Here is a 17,432-nt window from a genome sequence, read left to right on the forward strand (position 1 = left end):
CATCCCAGACATCCCAGACATCCCAGACATCCCAGACATCCCAGACATCCCAGACATCCCAGACATCCCAGACATCCCAGACATCCCAGACATCCCAGACATCCCAGACATGTCACCCATGTCACCCATCATATCCGCCATCGTCAGCCATTCGGCCTTGTCGACAGCTGGCACAGGGGCTTGCACACCCGGACGCACGGCGAGAGTGCCGCGGGCGTACCCGGTCCGGTCCATCGTCTGGGCAAACACTGTGTGGGCCTCGTCCGTTGGAGCGACCACTACGTCGCAGGTCTCGCCAGGGCCGAAGCGGAACTCATCGACCGACACCGGCTCGATATCCTGTCCGTCGACCTGCACCACCTTCATTTTCAGGCCCGGAATGCGAACGTCATAGAACGTGTTGCCGGCCCCATTGATGAAGCGCAGCCGTACCGTCTGGCCCGGAGAAAATAGGCCGGTCCAATTCCCCGCTGGCGTCACGCCATTCATGAGGTAGGTCAGCGTTGCGCTGGAGAGATCCGCCAGATCGGTCGGATTCATCCGCATCTGGTTCCACATCCGTCGCTTGTCCATGGCAGAGGTCCATCCCTCACGCGAGACGTCGCGAAAGAAATCGACCACGGTCGGCTGGTTATAGTTGTAGTAGTCGCCCTGGATCTTGAGCTTGGTTAGGACGCGCATCGGATCCTCGTCCGTCCAGTCGGAGAGCAAGACGGTGTAATCGCGATCGGCCCGCACGCGGTCCTCGCCCGCGGGGTCGATAACGATGCCCCCATACAGCCCAGTCATTTCCTGGAAGCCGGAGTGCGAGTGGTACCAGTAACTGCCGCTCTGCTGTACCTTGAAGCGATACGTGAATGTTTCGCCCGGAGCGATCCCAGAAAAGCTGATCCCGGGCACGCCGTCCATCTGGAACGGCAGAATGATGCCGTGCCAGTGAATTGACGTGGGCTCCGGCAGGCGGTTGGTTACCCGGATGGTGACCGTGTCACCTTCACGCCAACGCAACGTCGGGCCGGGCAGCATGCCATTGATGGTGGTGGCCATGCCTGGCTTGCCGGTGAAGTTCACCGGGGTCTCGGCGATCACCAGATCGAACTCCGTGCCTCGCAGCACGGGCGCAGTGCCAAAGGCCGCGCCCTGGGGTTGCGACGCCCGCGCGGGCATCCCGCTTAAACCCAGGCCGGCGATCACCCCTCCGGCTGCCAAGCCCTGCACAAATCGCCTCCGAGGAAGGTTCGGAAGCACCACGCCCATTGCACGATTGCTGCGCATCTCTTGATTCCTTGCGTAAGTCCCTGATGAGATTTGTACGGCAGGAGCAGACTAATCACTGCAAGGCTACTTTAACCTGACCGATACATTACATATTGGTCAGGTTGGTCAGCAACCAGGCGGCTCCATGTACGCTACAAGATACCGATCGCACTTTTCGTGCGCCATAAGTAATAAAGAGACAGACATGAAGCTCCTTGTTGTCGAAGACGAATCCAAGACTGGCGAATATTTGCAGCAGGGGCTGTCGGAAGCCGGCTTTGTTGTTGACCTCGCCCGTAATGGGATGGACGGCCGTCATCTTGCAATGACGGGCGACTATGACCTCTTGATCCTTGACGTGATGTTGCCCGATCTCGAGGGGTGGCAGATTCTGCACGCGCTGCGCTCAGCTGAACTGGCCGTACCGGTGCTGTTTCTGACCGCGCGCGATAGCGTCGCCGATCGGGTCAAGGGCTTGGAACTAGGCGCGGACGATTACTTGGTGAAACCTTTTGCATTCGCGGAATTGCTCGCCCGTGTTCGGAGCCTGCTTCGACGAGGCAGTGCGCCATCACTTGCAGAACGCATCCAGGTGGCCGACCTGGTGCTGGATCTGACTCGCCGCCGTGCTTCCCGCGGCGGGCAGCGAATCGCGTTGACCAGTAAGGAATTCTCGTTGCTCGAACTGCTAGCCCGCCGTCATGGGGAGGTGCTGCCCCGATCCCTGATCGCGTCCCAAGTCTGGGACATGAATTTCGACAGCGACACCAACGTGATTGACGTCGCCATTCGACGCCTGCGCGCCAAAATTGACGATAACTTCGAACCCAAATTGATCCATACCGTTCGTGGTATGGGTTATGTCCTCGAAGGCCCGGAGGATGGGGAGTAATGCGGCGCCTTTCATTGACGGCGCGGCTAACCGCATATTTCTCCTTGTCGTCAGCGGCCGTGTTGTTGGGCCTCGGCATTCTGATTGCCCTGGCGATGGAGGAACACTTTGCCGTGGAAGACTTTACGGCGTTGGGCGAGAACGTGAACGTCATTCGCCGGGTGGTTGAGAGTAGTTCTGCGGCCGAGGTCTCCACTCGACTCAACGACGTGTTGCAGCATCGCACGGATCTGATTGTGCGGGTCCAGGCGCCACAGGGTCAGCCCCTTTTTGCTACCCCCAACTTTGACTTTGCGGAGGTGTTGCGCGTGCTGCGCAAGGCAGGCCGCCATTCCGGGGCCCTTGTTTGGCAGCAGGGCGAAGAGCAATACCGGGGTGTGCATATGCAAGTGCCACTGCGCGACGGCGATGCGCTCGACGTGTTGGTGGGCATCAATACGGAGATCCATGCGCATTTCCTACGAGCGTTTCGGAAGACGTTGATGCTCTACATCGCGTTGGCCGCCTTGGCGAGCGGCCTATTCGGATGGTGGGCGGCCCGGCGCGGGCTGTTGCCATTGCGCGCAATGGCTTCGCGAGCGAAGTCTGTAACTGCCGACCGCCTGAACGAACGGATGCCGGTTGATATGGTACCTGTCGAGGTTGCCGATCTTGGCGTGACGTTGAACGGCATGCTCGCGCGCCTGCAGGGCGATTTCCAGCGACTCACCGACTTCTCGACCGATATCGCACACGAGCTACGCACACCGATCACCAACCTGTTGACGCAAACCGAGGTGGCACTCTCACAGACTCGCGAGCCTGCGAAATACAGAGACGTCCTTGCTTCAAACGTGGAAGAGCTGCAGCGGCTGGCTCGGATGGTGTCGGACATGCTTTATCTAGCCAAGATGGAGCACAACCTGACGCTGCCTAGTGCCGAGATGATCGAGCTTGCCGACGAGGTGCGTGCCCTCTTTGAGTTCTACGATGCGTTTGCAGAGGACAAAGCCGTGCAGTTGCAAGTGGAAGGACAAGCGCAGGTGCGCGGCGATCGGCTCATGCTCAGACGCGCCTTCAGCAATCTGTTGTCGAATGCAATACGGCACACGCCCAGGTGCGGCCGTGTGATCGTTTCCATCAAGCCAGGCGAGGAGGATCTCGCCGTGACGATCGACAACGACGGCGAAGCGATTGCTCCTGACGTGCTGCCGTTCATCTTCGAGCGCTTCTTTCGTGCAGACAAGTCACGCGCGCGTCCCGAATCTGACGGAGCAGGCCTTGGCTTGGCCATCACCAAAGCAATCGTTCTCGCCCATGGGGGAATCATTTCTGTTACACGCGCGCACGACCGTACTCGATTTACCGTCCGGCTGCCGATCCGCTCCTGAACTTTGGGCGTCCGCTCGCTGACGTGATGCGCCGGCTCGACCAGGATGACGGCACAGGCGCAGTCCAACCTGTCCGAAATCTTGCTTACCTATGACGTTTTTGAAAGTATGTGCACGCATCACAACATGGCGACAGCATTTCTCCACAAGCACCAAGGCCCAGGCTCTCTCCTTGCTCCACGTGCATCGTGCCATTTCGGCACGTCGCCAATCAAGGAGAACCCAAATGCCTCACCAATACTTCCAAACCTGCATCGATGAATGCGCCGCGTGTCACGTGGCGTGCCTGCACTGCGCCGCCTCCTGCCTGACCGAAAAGGACGCTCTGACATTGAGCACCTGCATTCGGCTGGATCTCGATTGCGCTGATATCTGCGGGACCGCCGTGGGGTTGATGGCGCGAGGCAGCACCCAAGCCAATGCCATATGCGAACTGTGCGCGAGAATCTGTCAAGCTTGCGCCGCCGAGTGTGCCAAGCACTCCCATGAGCACTGTCAGGAGTGCGCGCGCGCCTGCGAGAAGTGTGCCGACGCCTGTCGTGCCATGCATTGAGGGTGGCATACCGGATCAACCTCGCTGATCTGGCGCAGTTGTAATACGAGGGTCACGTTTCTGTCAGCCTCAGCCTTCTACACTGCCGTGACTAGCAGTGTCTTGTTTCAACTTGAAGAAGGAGAACGCGATGAACATCCTGAAAAAATCCGCATTGATGGGGGCAGCGTTGCTGGCGCTCGGTATCAACGTCGCCAACGCGTCAATGGCTACCGGCGCGCGCGACCCCTATACCGATGGCGGTCACGCGATGGGCAAGCGCGACCCCTATACCGATGGTGGACGCGCAGCGCGCGACATCTACACCGATGGCGCGCATTCGATGGGCACACGCGATCCCTACACGGACGGCGGTCACCAGTAACTGAAAGCTCAACCCCGGAACACCCCCTTCCGGGCTTTCCCCCTCACCCCGGAGCGCACCTCCGGGGCTTTTTTGCACGTCGAGGCATTCGCTGCACGTGCTCGCTGGACTGACTCATCAATCCGCTTCAATCGCTCTAGTGCCGCGCACTCTTGCTCGCCGACGCACGATAGCCTTCGTGGCGCTTCCGGCCGATGAGCATGTGTAGGGGAACGGCCGCAACAGCGGCGATGCCCATCACAAGGTGCGCAGTCTTTGCAAGACCACTCCAATCTTCGGGGCCGTAATACAGACCATAGGCGCTGATGGTCAGCAGCAAGAACACGATTCCCGTCAACGTGCCGGTCACGCGGTTGCGGCGCGCGACCCACGCGAAGCGGATGTGCTGCGGCAGCATGGAACCGAAGAGAATCAGGCTGCAGAACGCAAAGGCGCCGTGCAATTGCAGTATCTGGCGGACGACCGGCGCATCCGCCCATTGAAGCAGGTCATGCAAAACTGTCCACACCAGTCCAGACACCGCTACCGCTAGTAATACGGCGAGAGCAAGCCAATAGTGATACGGATGCAAGCGGATGCCTGTCCCTTTAAGCGGATGTCGATGCGAGGATTGCGTCATGATGCAACAACGTGTGCGTGATAACTCGATAGCGCGCGGATCGTGGAAGGGGCCGTCGTGCCCGCAAGCATGGCAACCTTGGTAAGAGCGTCCGCCCAGATACAGCGAGGAGCGATAACGGTGACAGTCCGCTCTGCGCAGGGCGCCTCCGTCAGTATTTGTTGCGATCGAATGGACTCAGTACCGGGAGGCAATCCGAAGCTTTCTGCGAAATAGTGACCGCTGGTGGCCGCGGCCCCGTGGGCGAGCATACCGAGTAATTCCAGCCGAGCCGGCGCGTTGGCACTGCGTACGTGGATGGGCTGCGCATGTGTGCCAAAGACGCGCAGATCCCCTCCAGCCGAAACGGCACCACTGCGGATGCCGTGGTGCCGTAAACTCAGGACGGCCATGTCGACGGCAAAGCCTTTGGCGATGCCACCGAGGTCCAACCATAGCGGGCGCCGCTTGCCGATGCGATTTTCACCGAGCGTCACCACGTCCGCAATCCGCGCGTCGACTTCCGCTGTCGGCCCCGCCGGGCGGGGCAGAATCTTGTGTGCCACCAACATGCGGGCCACGGTGGGGTCGAACACGCCGCCGGTACGCTCGTGCATGCGCTGGGCCTCGCGCAGCACACGCATGGTCCAAGGGTGAACGCGGACCGCTTCGCCTACCGACGCCGCATGCAGACGTGACAAGTCGCTATCCGAGCGCTGGAAGCTCATCAACGCCTCGGCTTGCTCGATTACGGAGAACGCCGCTGCGATGGCGGTTTCTGCCAAGTGAGCGCAGTCCTGGGGATACACATCGTCAATGCGAACTTCAACGAAAGTCCCCAATAGCGGTTTGGAGCGACGAATCACATCTTGGCTAGTAAGAGGTCATACACAGCCAGCACCCGCTTGACTCCCTGGGTGATGTGTTTGCATGAGAGCGTCGCGCCACTGATGTTACGGATGTCTTTACCAAGCTGCACAGCATCCTGCGCGGTCTTACCAACAAACTGGGCACGCCAGTCGGCATTGCGCACCTCATAGCCATACGTTTCCTGGTACGTCAGGATATCGACGGCGCGCACGGCTCCCTTGGCGTCGAGCGCCACGGCATACGTGATTTTTTCATGCTTGCCCACCACGCGATCCACGATGAACCAGCCGCCAGTCGACACTTTCCAGACCCCCTTGTCATTGAATGGCTCGTGTACCCCGGAGCGCTCGTTCAATGTTTCGCGAATCTGGTCCGTAATCTGGAGAGGCACGGCCTGAAAACTCGCGCCAGGAAACATCTGCGCCTGAGCCTGTTGAACTGTCAGGTATTCCGTCGCTTGGACGGGCACGACCAGCACCGCAAGCGGCACTGCCGCCATGGGAGTCCACTTCATGTCTGTCTCCGTATCAATGGACGCGCTTCAAAATGGGAACCCCACCTTGACCATGAACTCGTTGCGCGCATGCTCGTCACCGAAGATACGGTTGCCTGCCACTACGTCCGCCTGGTCCTCGTTGTAGGTTTTGACTACGGGCAATTGGTGGCGCCACGCGGCCGTTACCCACCAGTGTTTGGTGGCGTAGTGCAAATTGGGGCCAAGAAACCACGCGGAGTGATCACGACGGTTATAGCGATACCCCTGGAATTCACGATGGTTGCGCGCCTCCATGCCCAGGCTCAGGTTGTCGGTCAAGCGATAGGACACGCCGGCGGTCAGATCAAGCATGGAAGCACGCTCAATATCACCCATGGCGGTTTTGTCGCGCTCATGGGCACCGAGAATATTGGCGGCAAAAATGAGCCGATCATCCAACCAGTTCTTCTGCAAGATGATGCGCCATTCGAGATCGCGCTCACGGGGCCCCAGTTCTGGCTCGATGTACAGTGCCAAGCCGATCGGATCAGTCACTGGGTTCATGAGTTGGTAGATCGCTTCGAGTGAAACAGTCTCGAAGCGAGTCTTGCGGTAACGCCCAGTCGGATCGTCATTGGGACCGAGATCTGTCAGCGGCCCACGCGTGGTGCCATCAAGACCATTCCGATTGGCGTTCACGTAGCTCCAGTTGAAATAGCCGGCCAATTGGAATTTGTCCGTCACGCCGTACTCGACTTCTTCGCGGTTGAGCAATCCGCTATAGGATCCTTGGGACTGGCCCCGCTGCAGGAAAGACTGGTGCTCGAATTCGAAGCGGCCTTTGGGCATAACGTCGGCCGTGTAAATCCACCCGAACGGCGATTCGCCGGCAAGCGCAGTTGTGGAACACAGCCAGGCAAGCGCCCCAGCAAGCCAAACCTTCCCCCAATGCGTGCTTTTTGTAGCACCTTGCATTTGACTCCCCTTCCGAAATAAGGAGATTGTAAGGGAGAATGAGAATTGTTCGCAATAGCCTCGTGAAGCGGCGAATGCTGGGATCAGAGTCGGGTCGCACGGAGTCGCAGCGCATTGGCGACCACCGATGCCGAACTCAAGCTCATCGCCAATGCGGCAATCATGGGTGATAACAGAAGTCCGGTAAAAGGATAGAGCACGCCGGCAGCCAATGGCACACCCAGTGCGTTGTAAAGGAAGGCGAAGCCGAGGTTTTGCTTCATGTTGGCAATCGTTGCCTCGGATAAGGCGCGGGCACGGGCAATGCCCCGCAGGTCGCCTTTCACGAGGGTAACCTGGGCGCTGTTCATCGCGACATCGGTACCGGTACCCATCGCAATACCCACGTCGGCTTTGGCGAGCGCCGGTGCATCATTGATGCCGTCGCCTGCCATCGCTACAACCAAGCCTCGTTCTTGAAGTGTGGCGACCAACGCCAGCTTATCCGCAGGCTTGACCTCGCCGCGAAACTCAACAATGCCAAGTTGTTTTGCGACGGATTGGGCGGTCACGTTTCCGTCGCCGGTAGCCATCACGATCCGAAGCCCATCGGCTCTGAGTTGGGTCAGGGCCTGCGGTGTTGTCGTCTTCACGCGATCGGAAACCGACAGCAGGCCAGCAAGGACCCCATCGACCGCCAGGTACATCACACTGGCGCCTCGGGCTCGCATGGCGTCTGCCTCGGTGGAGGCGGCATCGACAGCTACCGCGTGCGCCTGCATCAGCGAGGTGTTGCCGAGCGCCAGGCTTCGCCCAGCGACGTGTCCTCTCACGCCGATCCCTGACGCGGATTCAAAATCTTCCGGCCGCTCGAGCGCGAGCCCCTGTTCGCGCGCTTGCGCCACGATCGCAGCGGCCAAGGGGTGCTCACTACCTTGGTCCAGACTGGCCGCCAAGCGCAAGACGTCCATGTCGGAAAATCCATTGAGGCCAATGGCCCGATCGAATGAGGGGCGCCCTTCGGTCAACGTGCCTGTCTTGTCCACAATAAGCGTGTCGACCTTGCGCAGGTTCTCGATTGCTGCGGCATCCCGAAAAAGAATGCCGTGTTCGGCCCCTTTGCCGCTGGCCACCATGATGGACATGGGCGTGGCAAGCCCGAGCGCGCACGGGCAAGCAATGATCAGCACGGCGACCGCATTGATCAAGCCGTGGGCCCAACTCGGCTGTGGACCCCAGATCCCCCAGGCGAAGAGCGTCATGACGGCGATGCCGACCACACCGATCACAAAGACGCCCGCCACCTTGTCTGCCATCCGCTGCATCGGCGCCTTGGAACGCTGTGCTTGCGCAACCATTTGTACGATTTGCGAGAGGACCGTCTGCGCGCCCACTTTCTCGGACCGGACCACGAGTGCGCCCGAGGTGTTCATGGTGGCACCGATCACATGGTCGCCCGCGCGTTTGGAGACGGGAATCGGCTCACCGGTGATCATCGACTCGTCGAGCGCGCTCGCGCCCGCGACCACAACGCCATCCACGGGCACCTTTTCACCGGGTCGCACACGCAGCAAATCGCCCACATGAACATGGGCAATGGGAACATCCTCTTCGCTGTCGTCTGCGTTGATACGCCTGGCCGTTTTCGGGGCCAAGCCGAGTAGAGACTTGATTGCGGCTGAGGTCTGCGAGCGGGCTTTCAGTTCGAGCATCTGCCCCAGCAGTGTCAATGAAATGATGACGGCCGCCGCTTCGAAATACACTTGCACCCGGCCGGACGCCGCAAAGGTAGAGGGAAACACACCCGGCGCAACGACCGCTACCGCGCTGTAAAGATAGGCAGCCCCCGTGCCCAGGCCGATGAGCGTCCACATGTTCGGGCTGCGGTATACAAAGGATTGGGCACACCGTCTGAAGAATGGCAATCCCGCCCAAAGCACGACCGGTGTGGCCAGTGCCAACTCAAACCTGTCTTGCCATGCTGGATCGAGGCGAGTCAATCGGTGTCCAGCCATGGCCAGCACAAAAACAATCGCCGTCAATGGAAAGCTTGCCCAGAATCGCCGCCGGAAGTCCGCAAGCTCCGCATTCTCTTCCTCCTCTACCGCGGGCATGACCGGCTCCAGCGTCATACCGCATTTGGGGCACGTGCCGGGATGATCCTGGCGAATCTCCGGATGCATCGGGCAGGTGTAAACCGTGGGCGCGAACTCCGTCGTTGATGAGACGCCTGCTTTGTCGCTCTCGACAGCCTCGGGCACGGGGGGCGAATGAGCGTGTTGGTCGTCGCTGTCGCATAGGCGTTGGTGCGTGTACTCGTTGTGTGTTTGCGGTGCGTTGGCGTTTTCCTGGCGCGAAGCTGCTTCTTTGTGGCTGTGCTGGCGGGTCATGCTCGGCATCCTGTGAGGAAAGAGTGGCGCGCTACGAAGGTCGTAGTGAGCATAGCGGTCTGGCACAGGAGGAGCAATGGTGAGCGAAGACAACAACGCCGCCGTTGCACCCTCCGCCCTGGGCATGCCCCATGCTACCGACATTGAGTCCCGTTGGGGACTATCGTTCGTAACGCAGGACCACAACCTTCCAACATAGGGAGAGGATCGTGAGCGACAGCATTTCACTGGGCAGCGTGGGCCGCCGCAAGTTTTTGCACCGGATGGCTGGCACGGTCGCAACCGCGTTCGGCGGGACAATGGCCGCGCCCATATGGGCACAACAAGTTCAGAACTATCCGGGTGCGCTTACGGGGACCGACTTTGACTTGACTATTGGACGCACGCTCGTCAATTTCACTGGGCGCGCACGCTATGCCATCACCGTGAATGGGTCGATCCCAGCGCCGATACTGCGATGGAAGCAGGGGTCAAAGGTGACACTGCGGGTCACCAACACACTGGACACGCAAACCTCGATCCACTGGCACGGCATCCTCGTTCCATTTGCGATGGATGGTGTGCCCGGCGTGTCATTCCCTGGCATTCCCGCTCACCAGACATTCATCTACACGTTCAAGGTGAGGCAGGCCGGCACCTACTGGTATCACAGTCACACGCGTTTTCAGGAGCAGCTCGGACTCTACGGCCCATTGGTAATCGAACCACAAGAGCCAGATCTCGTCCGCAGTGACCGCGACTACATTGTCATGCTGAGCGATTGGACGGACGAAAATCCAGACAGCGTGTTCCTACATCTGAAGCAATCGAGCGATTTTTATAACTTCCAGCTACCTACGGTCGCCGACTTCGTTGACGACACAAGGACAGTGGGCATCTCGGGAGCGCTCAAACGTCGGCGCATGTGGAACGAGATGCGCATGAACCCTACCGACCTCGCCGACGTATCAGCCGCCACTTATAGCTATTTAGTCAACGGCGCCACTCCCTTTGCCAACTGGACGGCCATCGCGAAGGCCGGCGAGCGCGTACGACTGCGCTTTATCAATGGATCGGCTACCACTACCTTCGACGTCCGGATTCCGGGTCTAACGATGCGCGTTTGCGCAGCGGACGGGCAAGACGTCGAAGCGGTGGACGTCGACGAGTTCCGGATCGGGGTGGCCGAGACCTACGATGTGTTGGTGCAAATGCCCCAGGATGCTGCATACACGATCTTTGCTCAGGCGATGGATCGCAGCGGCTACGCACGTGCCACACTCGCGCCGGAGCCGGGCATGCGCGCCGAGGTTCCACCGATGGACCCTAAAACTTGGCTCTCCATGGCGGACATGGGAATGGAGACTAGCGGGATGGCTATGGGCAGAGAACAGCCCGGTACCACGATGCGAATGCCAAACAACGGATCCCACTCCGCCCCCCGCCATTCAATGCCGGAGATGAGCGGACCCGTGGCCGATATGCAAGACAAGCAACCGCAGTCAGGCCATGAAGGAATGGCATCCCCCATGCCGATGCCGCCACGCCAAAAGCCCATGATTTCTCCGCCAATGACGATGTCGGTCATGCAGACCGGCCCCGAAGTCGACATGCGTTCCATGAATCCTTCGAAGTCGCTCGCCGACCCCGGTCCAAGATTGCGCGACAACGGCCGTCGGGTATTGGCCTATGCGGATTTGCGAACGCTCGCCCCCCCATTGACGCTCGGCCCCCGGGCCGCGAAATCGTCCTGCACCTGACCGGAAACATGCGCCGGTTCATTTGGGGGTTCGATGGCAAGAAGTTCTCCGAGGCTGAGCCAATCCGTTTGTATTACGGCGAACGGGTGCGGATCACCCTCGTCAACGACACCATGATGAACCACCCCATGCATTTGCACGGCATGTTTAGCGAATTGGAGAACGGTGAGCGCCAAGCCCTCGTTCGCAAGCACACCATCAACGTTCAACCGTCCAAGCAGATCAGTTTCCTCGTGACGGCAGATGCCCCGGGGCAGTGGGCATTCCATTGTCACCTGCTGTATCACATGGAAGCCGGCATGTTCCGCAAGGTGGTTGTGGCCTAACCCATCGGCTAAGGAGCGAGTCATGTTGCCAAGAGTGCAAAGATGGCTGTGTTTGGTCGCCGCGCCGCTGGCGCTTACTGTGGACGCCGCAGGCGCACAGACAGCAGGCTCCTCCATGCAAGCCATGCCACAGAAGCGACAGGGCATGCCTGACCAAGTTCTCAGCCAGGGAGCAAACATGTCCGCATCACCCGAACGGGCCGCTAATACCGAGGAAAGCGGCATCAACGTCATCCTTAAGAGCGATGAGCCTCGCGTGCCCATGCGAGATCCCAAGCGAGGCATCACCATGCCGGGAAACACCATGGCCGACAACGACGTTTATCACCAATTCTTGTTCGACCGGTTCGAAGCCATACGCGCTCCCGCTGCCACCGGGTTGGCGTGGGACATGCACGGATGGATCGGAAAGGACATCAATAGGCTGTGGCTCAAACTGCAGGGTATGCGGCTATTCGGTAAGACCGAAGATGCAAAAGTTGAGGCGCTGTGGGGACATGCATTTGCTCCGTTCTGGGATTGGCAGACGGGCATTCGGCGCGACTTTGGTGGCGGGCCGGCGCGCACATGGGCAGCGTTCGGAATCCAAGGCCTTGCGCCTTACTGGTTCGATGCAGAGGCGACACTGTACGTCAGCAACGCGGGGCGCGTGGCTGCGCGTGTACGCTCTACCTACGACGTCCGCTTCTCACAGCGCATCGTCCTGACTCCCGAAATCGAAGCGAACGCCTACGCAAAGACTGACGAGGCACGGGAAATCGGCAGCGGGCTGGCTGACCTCCGGCTAGGTCTGCGACTCCGATACGAAGTCCGCCGCGACTTTGCTCCGTATATCGGCGTGGTTTGGGGCAAGAAGATGGGCAAGACCGCCGACTTTGCGCGAGCGGCGGGGCAAAGCGCGACAGATAGGCAAATCATTGCCGGCATACGGTGGTGGTTCTGAATGGGGGCATGGCCCTTTTTTTGTGTACCTCCCCTGAGGCTCATCTTCGGTATGAGCGCCTTACCGAGACGTAATTCGCGAGTCATCGAAGGGAGAGGAATGCCTCTCTAGAATCGTTCACACCACTTGACGCTCCAGGAGAAAACGATGAATCGCAATGGACTTGCTTCGCTCATGCTCGCAGTCCTCTTTGCCGCAAGCTCGGCGGCATGGGCCTCTGACAAATTCCGCGGTGACGGCGGGGACAATTGGATCGAACACGTGCGGCAAAGCCCGTCGGCACCCCCGTCGAATATGAACAAGACCGCATTGTTGTTCGGCTCACCTGCCCCTGCGTCAATGGCTGCGCGCACGGTGGTAGTGAAGCCCGGGATGAAGTACATCAATGTTGACTCCGGTGAGACCATCGCATTCTCCACGGGGACCGGGACGCAAGCGTGGACATTCATTGAAGCGATGCAGAGCACCTCGGTCGACCTGGGCGTTCTGCTGCCGGATGCACCCGAAGCCAAGGGAGTGCGTGTCATCATCGCGCGCAGCACCTGGTTCACCGGCAGTTAAAATACCACCAGCCCTGTCACGCCTCACACGGTTGTGCAGGGCTGGTTTCATTGCACCGCTTTGCTCGTCGCCAAGCGATCAGAGCCGTGACCTGGATCCCTGTGTTGACGAACTGCAATGCAATCAATGCAAATTGCTTGGTCTCCCAGTACACGAACACCAGGCCCATGTTGCCGGCAATCCAGGCTAGATAGCCGCGCGGGTCTTTGCGGGCAATGAATAGCTGGCCGGTTAAGCCGGCCAAGATAACGAAGAGTTGCAGTGGGCTCACGGTGATTTTTCGACTGTTGCGGCGGTTTCGCTACTGTGTCAGAACAGTGCAACGCGCAGTCTCTGCAACAGAGGCACATTGCCCGCTCATTCTTGGCTTTTGCCGTGCGGGCTAACGTCTGCCTCAGGTGTTGCACGCGGAGAAATTAAGGCGCCGCTGTACTGACGACCACCATCATTGGAGTCCAAGCCTCCATAGCCAGTTCTCTCGCTTCCCCCGGCTCCAACACCAAATCGATCGGTTGCGTGCCCGGTAGTGCGCCGATCCCGCCTGCGTCTTGTATATCCAAGCGGAGTTTCACGGAAACGCTTCCACGGTTGACCAGCCGCATGGAATAGCGCTGTTGAGACGAAAGCGTTTTGGACAGAATATCGCCCCGTTTGAGCGAAACGTCGATCTCTTCAGGGAGTGCGGATGAGGGCTGCATGCCGCCCAACGTCACGACGGGGTTGTGGGTGCCGAACCCATGTTCGAGATGCAGGACGAAGGCGCTTGCAATCGTGGGAAAGCTGGCAAGGGTTGCCAATATCGATATGACAGTACTTTTTCTCATGGCATCGTCTCCTGATGTAACTGCCCTAAGGCGTGTTGAGGCTGTGCTGTCCAGTGTTTGCGTTGGTGAGACATGGGTCACTTATCGAGGGGGGGCACGCGCGCACCGGAAAACGTCCAACGGCGGTGGAGATTGAAATTGATCAGGACCAAGACCCCGGTTGCGGTCACCTGCGCAACCAGATAGTGGAACCCTAAAGCGAGGAGGGATGCCAGTGCCCAGGCGTTGATCAACAATGCCAGCATCCATACGAGGGCGAATCGGGCGAGCGTCTCCGGGATCTTGGCTGACGCATCGAAGACCCACCGCCGACTGACCGAGTAGTTGAGCACCAGCCCCACCAGCGCCGCAATGGTTGATCCGAGCACAGGCTCGGTCCCCATTTGGACCAGCGCGTATAGGGTCAGATAGTGAGCGGCGGTGGAAACACCGCCGCTCGCGAGGTACCTGTAGAAGCGATGTCGATTCGTCATGGCGGCTCATTCTCGTAGGTGTATCGGACACGTGTAAATGGCGGGTTCCTGTTCGTTGAGTCGCTACCTTACTCCTTGACCGCAATGGCGAGCAGTGAGCCGCCGGCCGGAAAGTGAATGCCGCGGGTAAGCAAGCGAGACTCAACGTTGCAGACCGTCGAGAACAGGCGATTAAGCGTTTTCCCGATACGAAAGCCTTCGTCAACTTCCTGCTCGGTCCGTGCGATCTTTTGATGCAGACGCGAAAGAACCATGACCGGTAGCAGCAGCGACATAAAGGAGTTGACATAGAGCGGTCGGAACCCGGTGGCGCGCAACTTTTCAATGAGATCCCGGCGCGTATAGCGACGTTTGTGCTTGGCCGCATCGTCCACGCGGCTCCAGAGCCGGGGGTGCTGGGGCACTGTCAAGATCAGCCCGCCACCGCGCCGGCAGGCCTTGTACATCTCACTTAGGGCACGTCGATCATCATCGATATGCTCGATGACATCAAAGGCGCCGACCACCTCAAATGCCTCAACAAACGGTATCGCGCGAGCATCCATTTGCAAGAACTTCGCCCCGCAATGACGGCGCGCCATCTGGAGTGCATTCAGCGAGGGTTCCCCACCGCACACTTCTGCGTGCCGAAACCGATCTGCAATCGCGGCTAGGTTCTCCGCTGTGCCGCAGCCAACTTCCAGAAACGACTGGAGCTGCGGGAAATGGCGCTGCAGCGCCCACACGATTAGCCTGCGGCGATGCACGAACCAAAAGTGGTCAGCCTGCAGCTTTTGGTATTCCTCGAACAGCGGCTCATGGAAGCCGTCGTTGTCCTGCAGCATCTCGGGCGCCAAGCAAGCGACGCCATCACGGATGGTGGCTCGCCAGCCACAAGCGCTGCACGACCAAGCGAAGGGCCTCAAGGGTGTATGGCAACTTACACAGATATGCACGGCAAACTCCTACGCAGCAAGCAACTGCGCCATTCACGGCGTCCTGGTTGCTTGCTGACGAAACACTCGATTTCCCTTGGCGCGTGTAGAGGCGCTGCCAAAGGTCTTGCCGATGCGCCGTCTGCCTCCTCTTACAAAAGCGAAAGCTGGCTCGCCATCGGCGATGCGTGTTAGACAACCAGCCGAGGAGGCCGTAGGAGAAGGTCCGGGACGAAGCTGAGAAAGTGAGCGCGAGACGAACGATGTGTTTTCAATCTCGGCTGGTAAGCGGACATGGTCAGTCCCGCCAACATCGCATGCTGCGGAACTTCCCCGCAAGACGGACATGACTTGCAGCGGTCGTCGAAACGAACGGGCGTGGCTTTTCCATGGTGGTCATGACAATGCTCATGGCCGGCGCGTGCAGCGGTGGGGGGCCGCTGGGGCTGCATCTTTCGTAACTTCTTGGTTGTTGTATGCGCGCGTTCGCAGTCGGCGAGAATGCCTGCGCCCATGCCCTGTGAGGGCAGCGCAAGCAGTACTAACCAGAGCAAAAACACACGCAGCAACTTCACCGGGCACCATGAACCAACGATCACGAAGCCGCAGTCTAGGAAACGGAACCTGACCACAGAGTTACGGGCGCATTACAAGAATGCAGCCGGTTGAAGGTGTTTGGCGCTGCGCGTTTCCCTCCCACTAGACAAGGTGGGCATGCTGACGGCACAAGCATGCAATCGGTACATGATCGCTCGCGCCAGGACATGATTTGCCAAGGGTGCAAAGCCTACGCAACGCTCCAGTGGTCCACCCCAACAATAGAAAGAATATGCGCAGTGTGTCCTATCAGTTGCGCAATCGATCTTGGCAATTGCGCTCTTTCATATTGGCAATCGGGGTAGTCGTCCTTTTCAGGCATGTATGGCCTCGACGTCTATTGCAAGCCTCTGTTGGTGATGTTGAAACGGTCTGCATGCATGTATCCGGCTTGCCTGGTAGGCCGCTGCTGAAGCAATCCCGCAGCCTTGATGAGATCCGCGCACCTTGTCCTTAGCAAAATCATGGCGTCCCCGAAGGCCGCCGCCGGCACGCGCCAGCCTACCCTGCGCAGACGAAGTTCAGCATTTGGACCAATGTCAAACGCCAGCGTGTCGCCGGTAGCCAAGCCCGTGGTCGTCGTCTGATCATCGGGGGGAGCATCAAGATTGGCCTTAACAGGCCTCGTCGGCATCTGGTTGATCGGCGTCACAAAGCGCTCCACCATGGCACCCATGCTTCTCCTCTTCGTCGACGGCGGGCGTGCTACAGCATCAATTGCCGTGCGGTTTTCGGCACCCCTATACTCATCTCACACAACCGGGATTCCCAGGTCGTTGGTAGCAGCTTGCCGTCCCGGCGCTAGCGTAGATATTGATCAACAACGCAAGGAGCACACTATGTCGCGTACCCTGATGATGTTGGCGCTGGGCGCGGTCGCATCGTTTCCGGCGCTTGCCGAGCCGCCCGAGGTTATGCAAGGCAAGCTGGTCGATGAGCACAAGATGACGCTGTATGTTTTCGACAAAGACACTGCGGCCGGCAAAAGCGCGTGCAACGGGACGTGCGCGACCAACTGGCCACCCGCGCTGGCCGATTCATACGACAAGGCGAGCGGTGATTGGAGTTTCATCACCCGTGATGACGGCAAGCGCCAGTGGGCCTACAAGGGCCATCCGCTTTACCGCTGGAGCAAGGATCAGAAGCCGGGCGACACCACTGGCGACGGCGTCATTGGCGCGTGGCACGTGGCCAGGCCTTGACTGGCGCGTTAGAAGAGCACGTGGATGGAGCGGGCGCTGCGGCCCAATGATTCAACGACCTGCTCTTCATGCGATCGGGATCGCTTTGGCCTCACTTGCCTTTGGCGCGCCGGCTCGTGCAGAGGGTGAC

Annotated in this window: 18 protein-coding genes and 1 pseudogene; 8 read left to right on the top strand and 11 right to left on the bottom strand. The window is 59.4% G+C overall.

Features of this window, described 5'->3' with window-relative positions; all coding sequences use genetic code 11:
• The coding region (locus R2676_RS16430; RefSeq protein ID WP_316886952.1) for a copper resistance system multicopper oxidase at window positions 1-1,275 on the bottom strand (1,275 nt) is incomplete at its 3' end.
• Between the two features lie 187 nt (window positions 1,276-1,462).
• Between R2676_RS16430 and R2676_RS16435 the strand changes: the two genes are divergently transcribed.
• The 4 genes from R2676_RS16435 (at window position 1,463) to R2676_RS16450 (ending at window position 4,436) form a co-directional block, all read left to right on the top strand.
• Window positions 1,463-2,149 (top strand): heavy metal response regulator transcription factor, encoded by a 687-nt coding sequence (locus R2676_RS16435; protein ID WP_012755707.1) that lies wholly within the window; start codon window positions 1,463-1,465, stop codon window positions 2,147-2,149.
• Window positions 2,149-3,519 carry a heavy metal sensor histidine kinase gene (locus R2676_RS16440; RefSeq protein ID WP_012755706.1) on the top strand — a complete coding sequence of 457 codons (1,371 nt, stop codon included), beginning with the start codon at window positions 2,149-2,151 and terminating at the stop codon, window positions 3,517-3,519. The genes R2676_RS16435 and R2676_RS16440 overlap by 1 nt, the downstream gene beginning before the upstream one ends.
• Before the next feature lie 226 nt (window positions 3,520-3,745).
• On the top strand, window positions 3,746-4,072 hold the full coding sequence (locus tag R2676_RS16445) for a four-helix bundle copper-binding protein (protein ID WP_009241640.1): 327 nt from the start codon (window positions 3,746-3,748) through the stop codon (window positions 4,070-4,072).
• 130 nt (window positions 4,073-4,202) lie between these two features.
• Window positions 4,203-4,436 carry a hypothetical protein gene (locus tag R2676_RS16450; RefSeq protein ID WP_009241641.1) on the top strand — a complete coding sequence of 78 codons (234 nt, stop codon included), beginning with the start codon at window positions 4,203-4,205 and terminating at the stop codon, window positions 4,434-4,436.
• Window positions 4,437-4,572: 136 nt separating this feature from the next.
• Here R2676_RS16450 and R2676_RS16455 read toward each other — a convergent pair whose 3' ends face one another.
• From R2676_RS16455 to R2676_RS16475, 5 genes are all read right to left on the bottom strand, one after another.
• Entirely contained in the window at window positions 4,573-5,055 is a 483-nt protein-coding gene (locus R2676_RS16455) for a hypothetical protein (RefSeq protein WP_009241642.1), read from the bottom strand.
• Complete coding sequence (locus R2676_RS16460) at window positions 5,052-5,900, bottom strand: FAD:protein FMN transferase (RefSeq protein ID WP_009277715.1); 849 nt, start codon at window positions 5,898-5,900, stop codon at window positions 5,052-5,054. The genes R2676_RS16455 and R2676_RS16460 overlap by 4 nt, the downstream gene beginning before the upstream one ends.
• Window positions 5,897-6,418, bottom strand: coding sequence for an FMN-binding protein (locus R2676_RS16465; RefSeq protein ID WP_004635288.1), 522 nt, complete (start codon window positions 6,416-6,418; stop codon window positions 5,897-5,899). The genes R2676_RS16460 and R2676_RS16465 overlap by 4 nt, the downstream gene beginning before the upstream one ends.
• A gap of 27 nt (window positions 6,419-6,445) precedes the next feature.
• Entirely contained in the window at window positions 6,446-7,354 is a 909-nt protein-coding gene (locus tag R2676_RS16470; protein ID WP_004635287.1) for a DUF6662 family protein, read from the bottom strand.
• A gap of 83 nt (window positions 7,355-7,437) precedes the next feature.
• A complete protein-coding gene (locus R2676_RS16475) occupies window positions 7,438-9,723 on the bottom strand; it encodes a copper-transporting P-type ATPase (RefSeq protein WP_009241644.1) in 2,286 nt (761 codons plus the stop codon).
• A 263-nt stretch (window positions 9,724-9,986) separates the two neighbouring features.
• Between R2676_RS16475 and R2676_RS16480 the strand changes: the two are divergent.
• The 3 genes and pseudogenes from R2676_RS16480 to R2676_RS16495 all read left to right on the top strand — a co-directional run bounded on the left by R2676_RS16480 (window position 9,987) and on the right by R2676_RS16495 (window position 13,292).
• A pseudogene (locus tag R2676_RS16480) lies at window positions 9,987-11,788 on the top strand (copper resistance system multicopper oxidase).
• A gap of 178 nt (window positions 11,789-11,966) precedes the next feature.
• On the top strand, window positions 11,967-12,731 hold the full coding sequence (locus R2676_RS16490) for a copper resistance protein B (RefSeq protein ID WP_232295862.1): 765 nt from the start codon (window positions 11,967-11,969) through the stop codon (window positions 12,729-12,731).
• A gap of 147 nt (window positions 12,732-12,878) precedes the next feature.
• Complete coding sequence (locus R2676_RS16495; protein ID WP_009241649.1) at window positions 12,879-13,292, top strand: CzcE family metal-binding protein; 414 nt, start codon at window positions 12,879-12,881, stop codon at window positions 13,290-13,292.
• Window positions 13,293-13,308: 16 nt separating this feature from the next.
• Here R2676_RS16495 and R2676_RS16500 read toward each other — a convergent pair whose 3' ends face one another.
• The 5 genes from R2676_RS16500 to R2676_RS16520 all read right to left on the bottom strand — a co-directional run bounded on the left by R2676_RS16500 (window position 13,309) and on the right by R2676_RS16520 (window position 16,776).
• Window positions 13,309-13,563 (bottom strand): nicotinamide mononucleotide transporter, encoded by a 255-nt coding sequence (locus R2676_RS16500; protein ID WP_009241650.1) that lies wholly within the window; start codon window positions 13,561-13,563, stop codon window positions 13,309-13,311.
• 145 nt (window positions 13,564-13,708) lie between these two features.
• Window positions 13,709-14,116: a hypothetical protein gene (locus R2676_RS16505; RefSeq protein WP_009241651.1), complete on the bottom strand. Its 408-nt coding sequence runs from the start codon at window positions 14,114-14,116 to the stop codon at window positions 13,709-13,711.
• Between the two features lie 77 nt (window positions 14,117-14,193).
• Window positions 14,194-14,589: a GtrA family protein gene (locus R2676_RS16510; protein ID WP_009241652.1), complete on the bottom strand. Its 396-nt coding sequence runs from the start codon at window positions 14,587-14,589 to the stop codon at window positions 14,194-14,196.
• 68 nt (window positions 14,590-14,657) lie between these two features.
• Window positions 14,658-15,413, bottom strand: a complete 756-nt coding sequence (locus R2676_RS16515; protein WP_009241653.1) for a class I SAM-dependent methyltransferase — start codon at window positions 15,411-15,413, stop codon at window positions 14,658-14,660.
• 1,024 nt (window positions 15,414-16,437) lie between these two features.
• On the bottom strand, window positions 16,438-16,776 hold the full coding sequence (locus R2676_RS16520; protein WP_009241655.1) for a hypothetical protein: 339 nt from the start codon (window positions 16,774-16,776) through the stop codon (window positions 16,438-16,440).
• Between the two features lie 163 nt (window positions 16,777-16,939).
• Here R2676_RS16520 and R2676_RS16525 point away from each other — a divergent pair, with 163 nt between their 5' ends.
• On the top strand, window positions 16,940-17,302 hold the full coding sequence (locus R2676_RS16525; RefSeq protein ID WP_009241656.1) for a COG4315 family predicted lipoprotein: 363 nt from the start codon (window positions 16,940-16,942) through the stop codon (window positions 17,300-17,302).
• Window positions 17,303-17,432: the final 130 nt, after the last annotated feature.

This window comes from Ralstonia flatus (genome assembly GCF_958439105.1).
Lineage (GTDB): Bacteria > Pseudomonadota > Gammaproteobacteria > Burkholderiales > Burkholderiaceae > Ralstonia > Ralstonia flatus.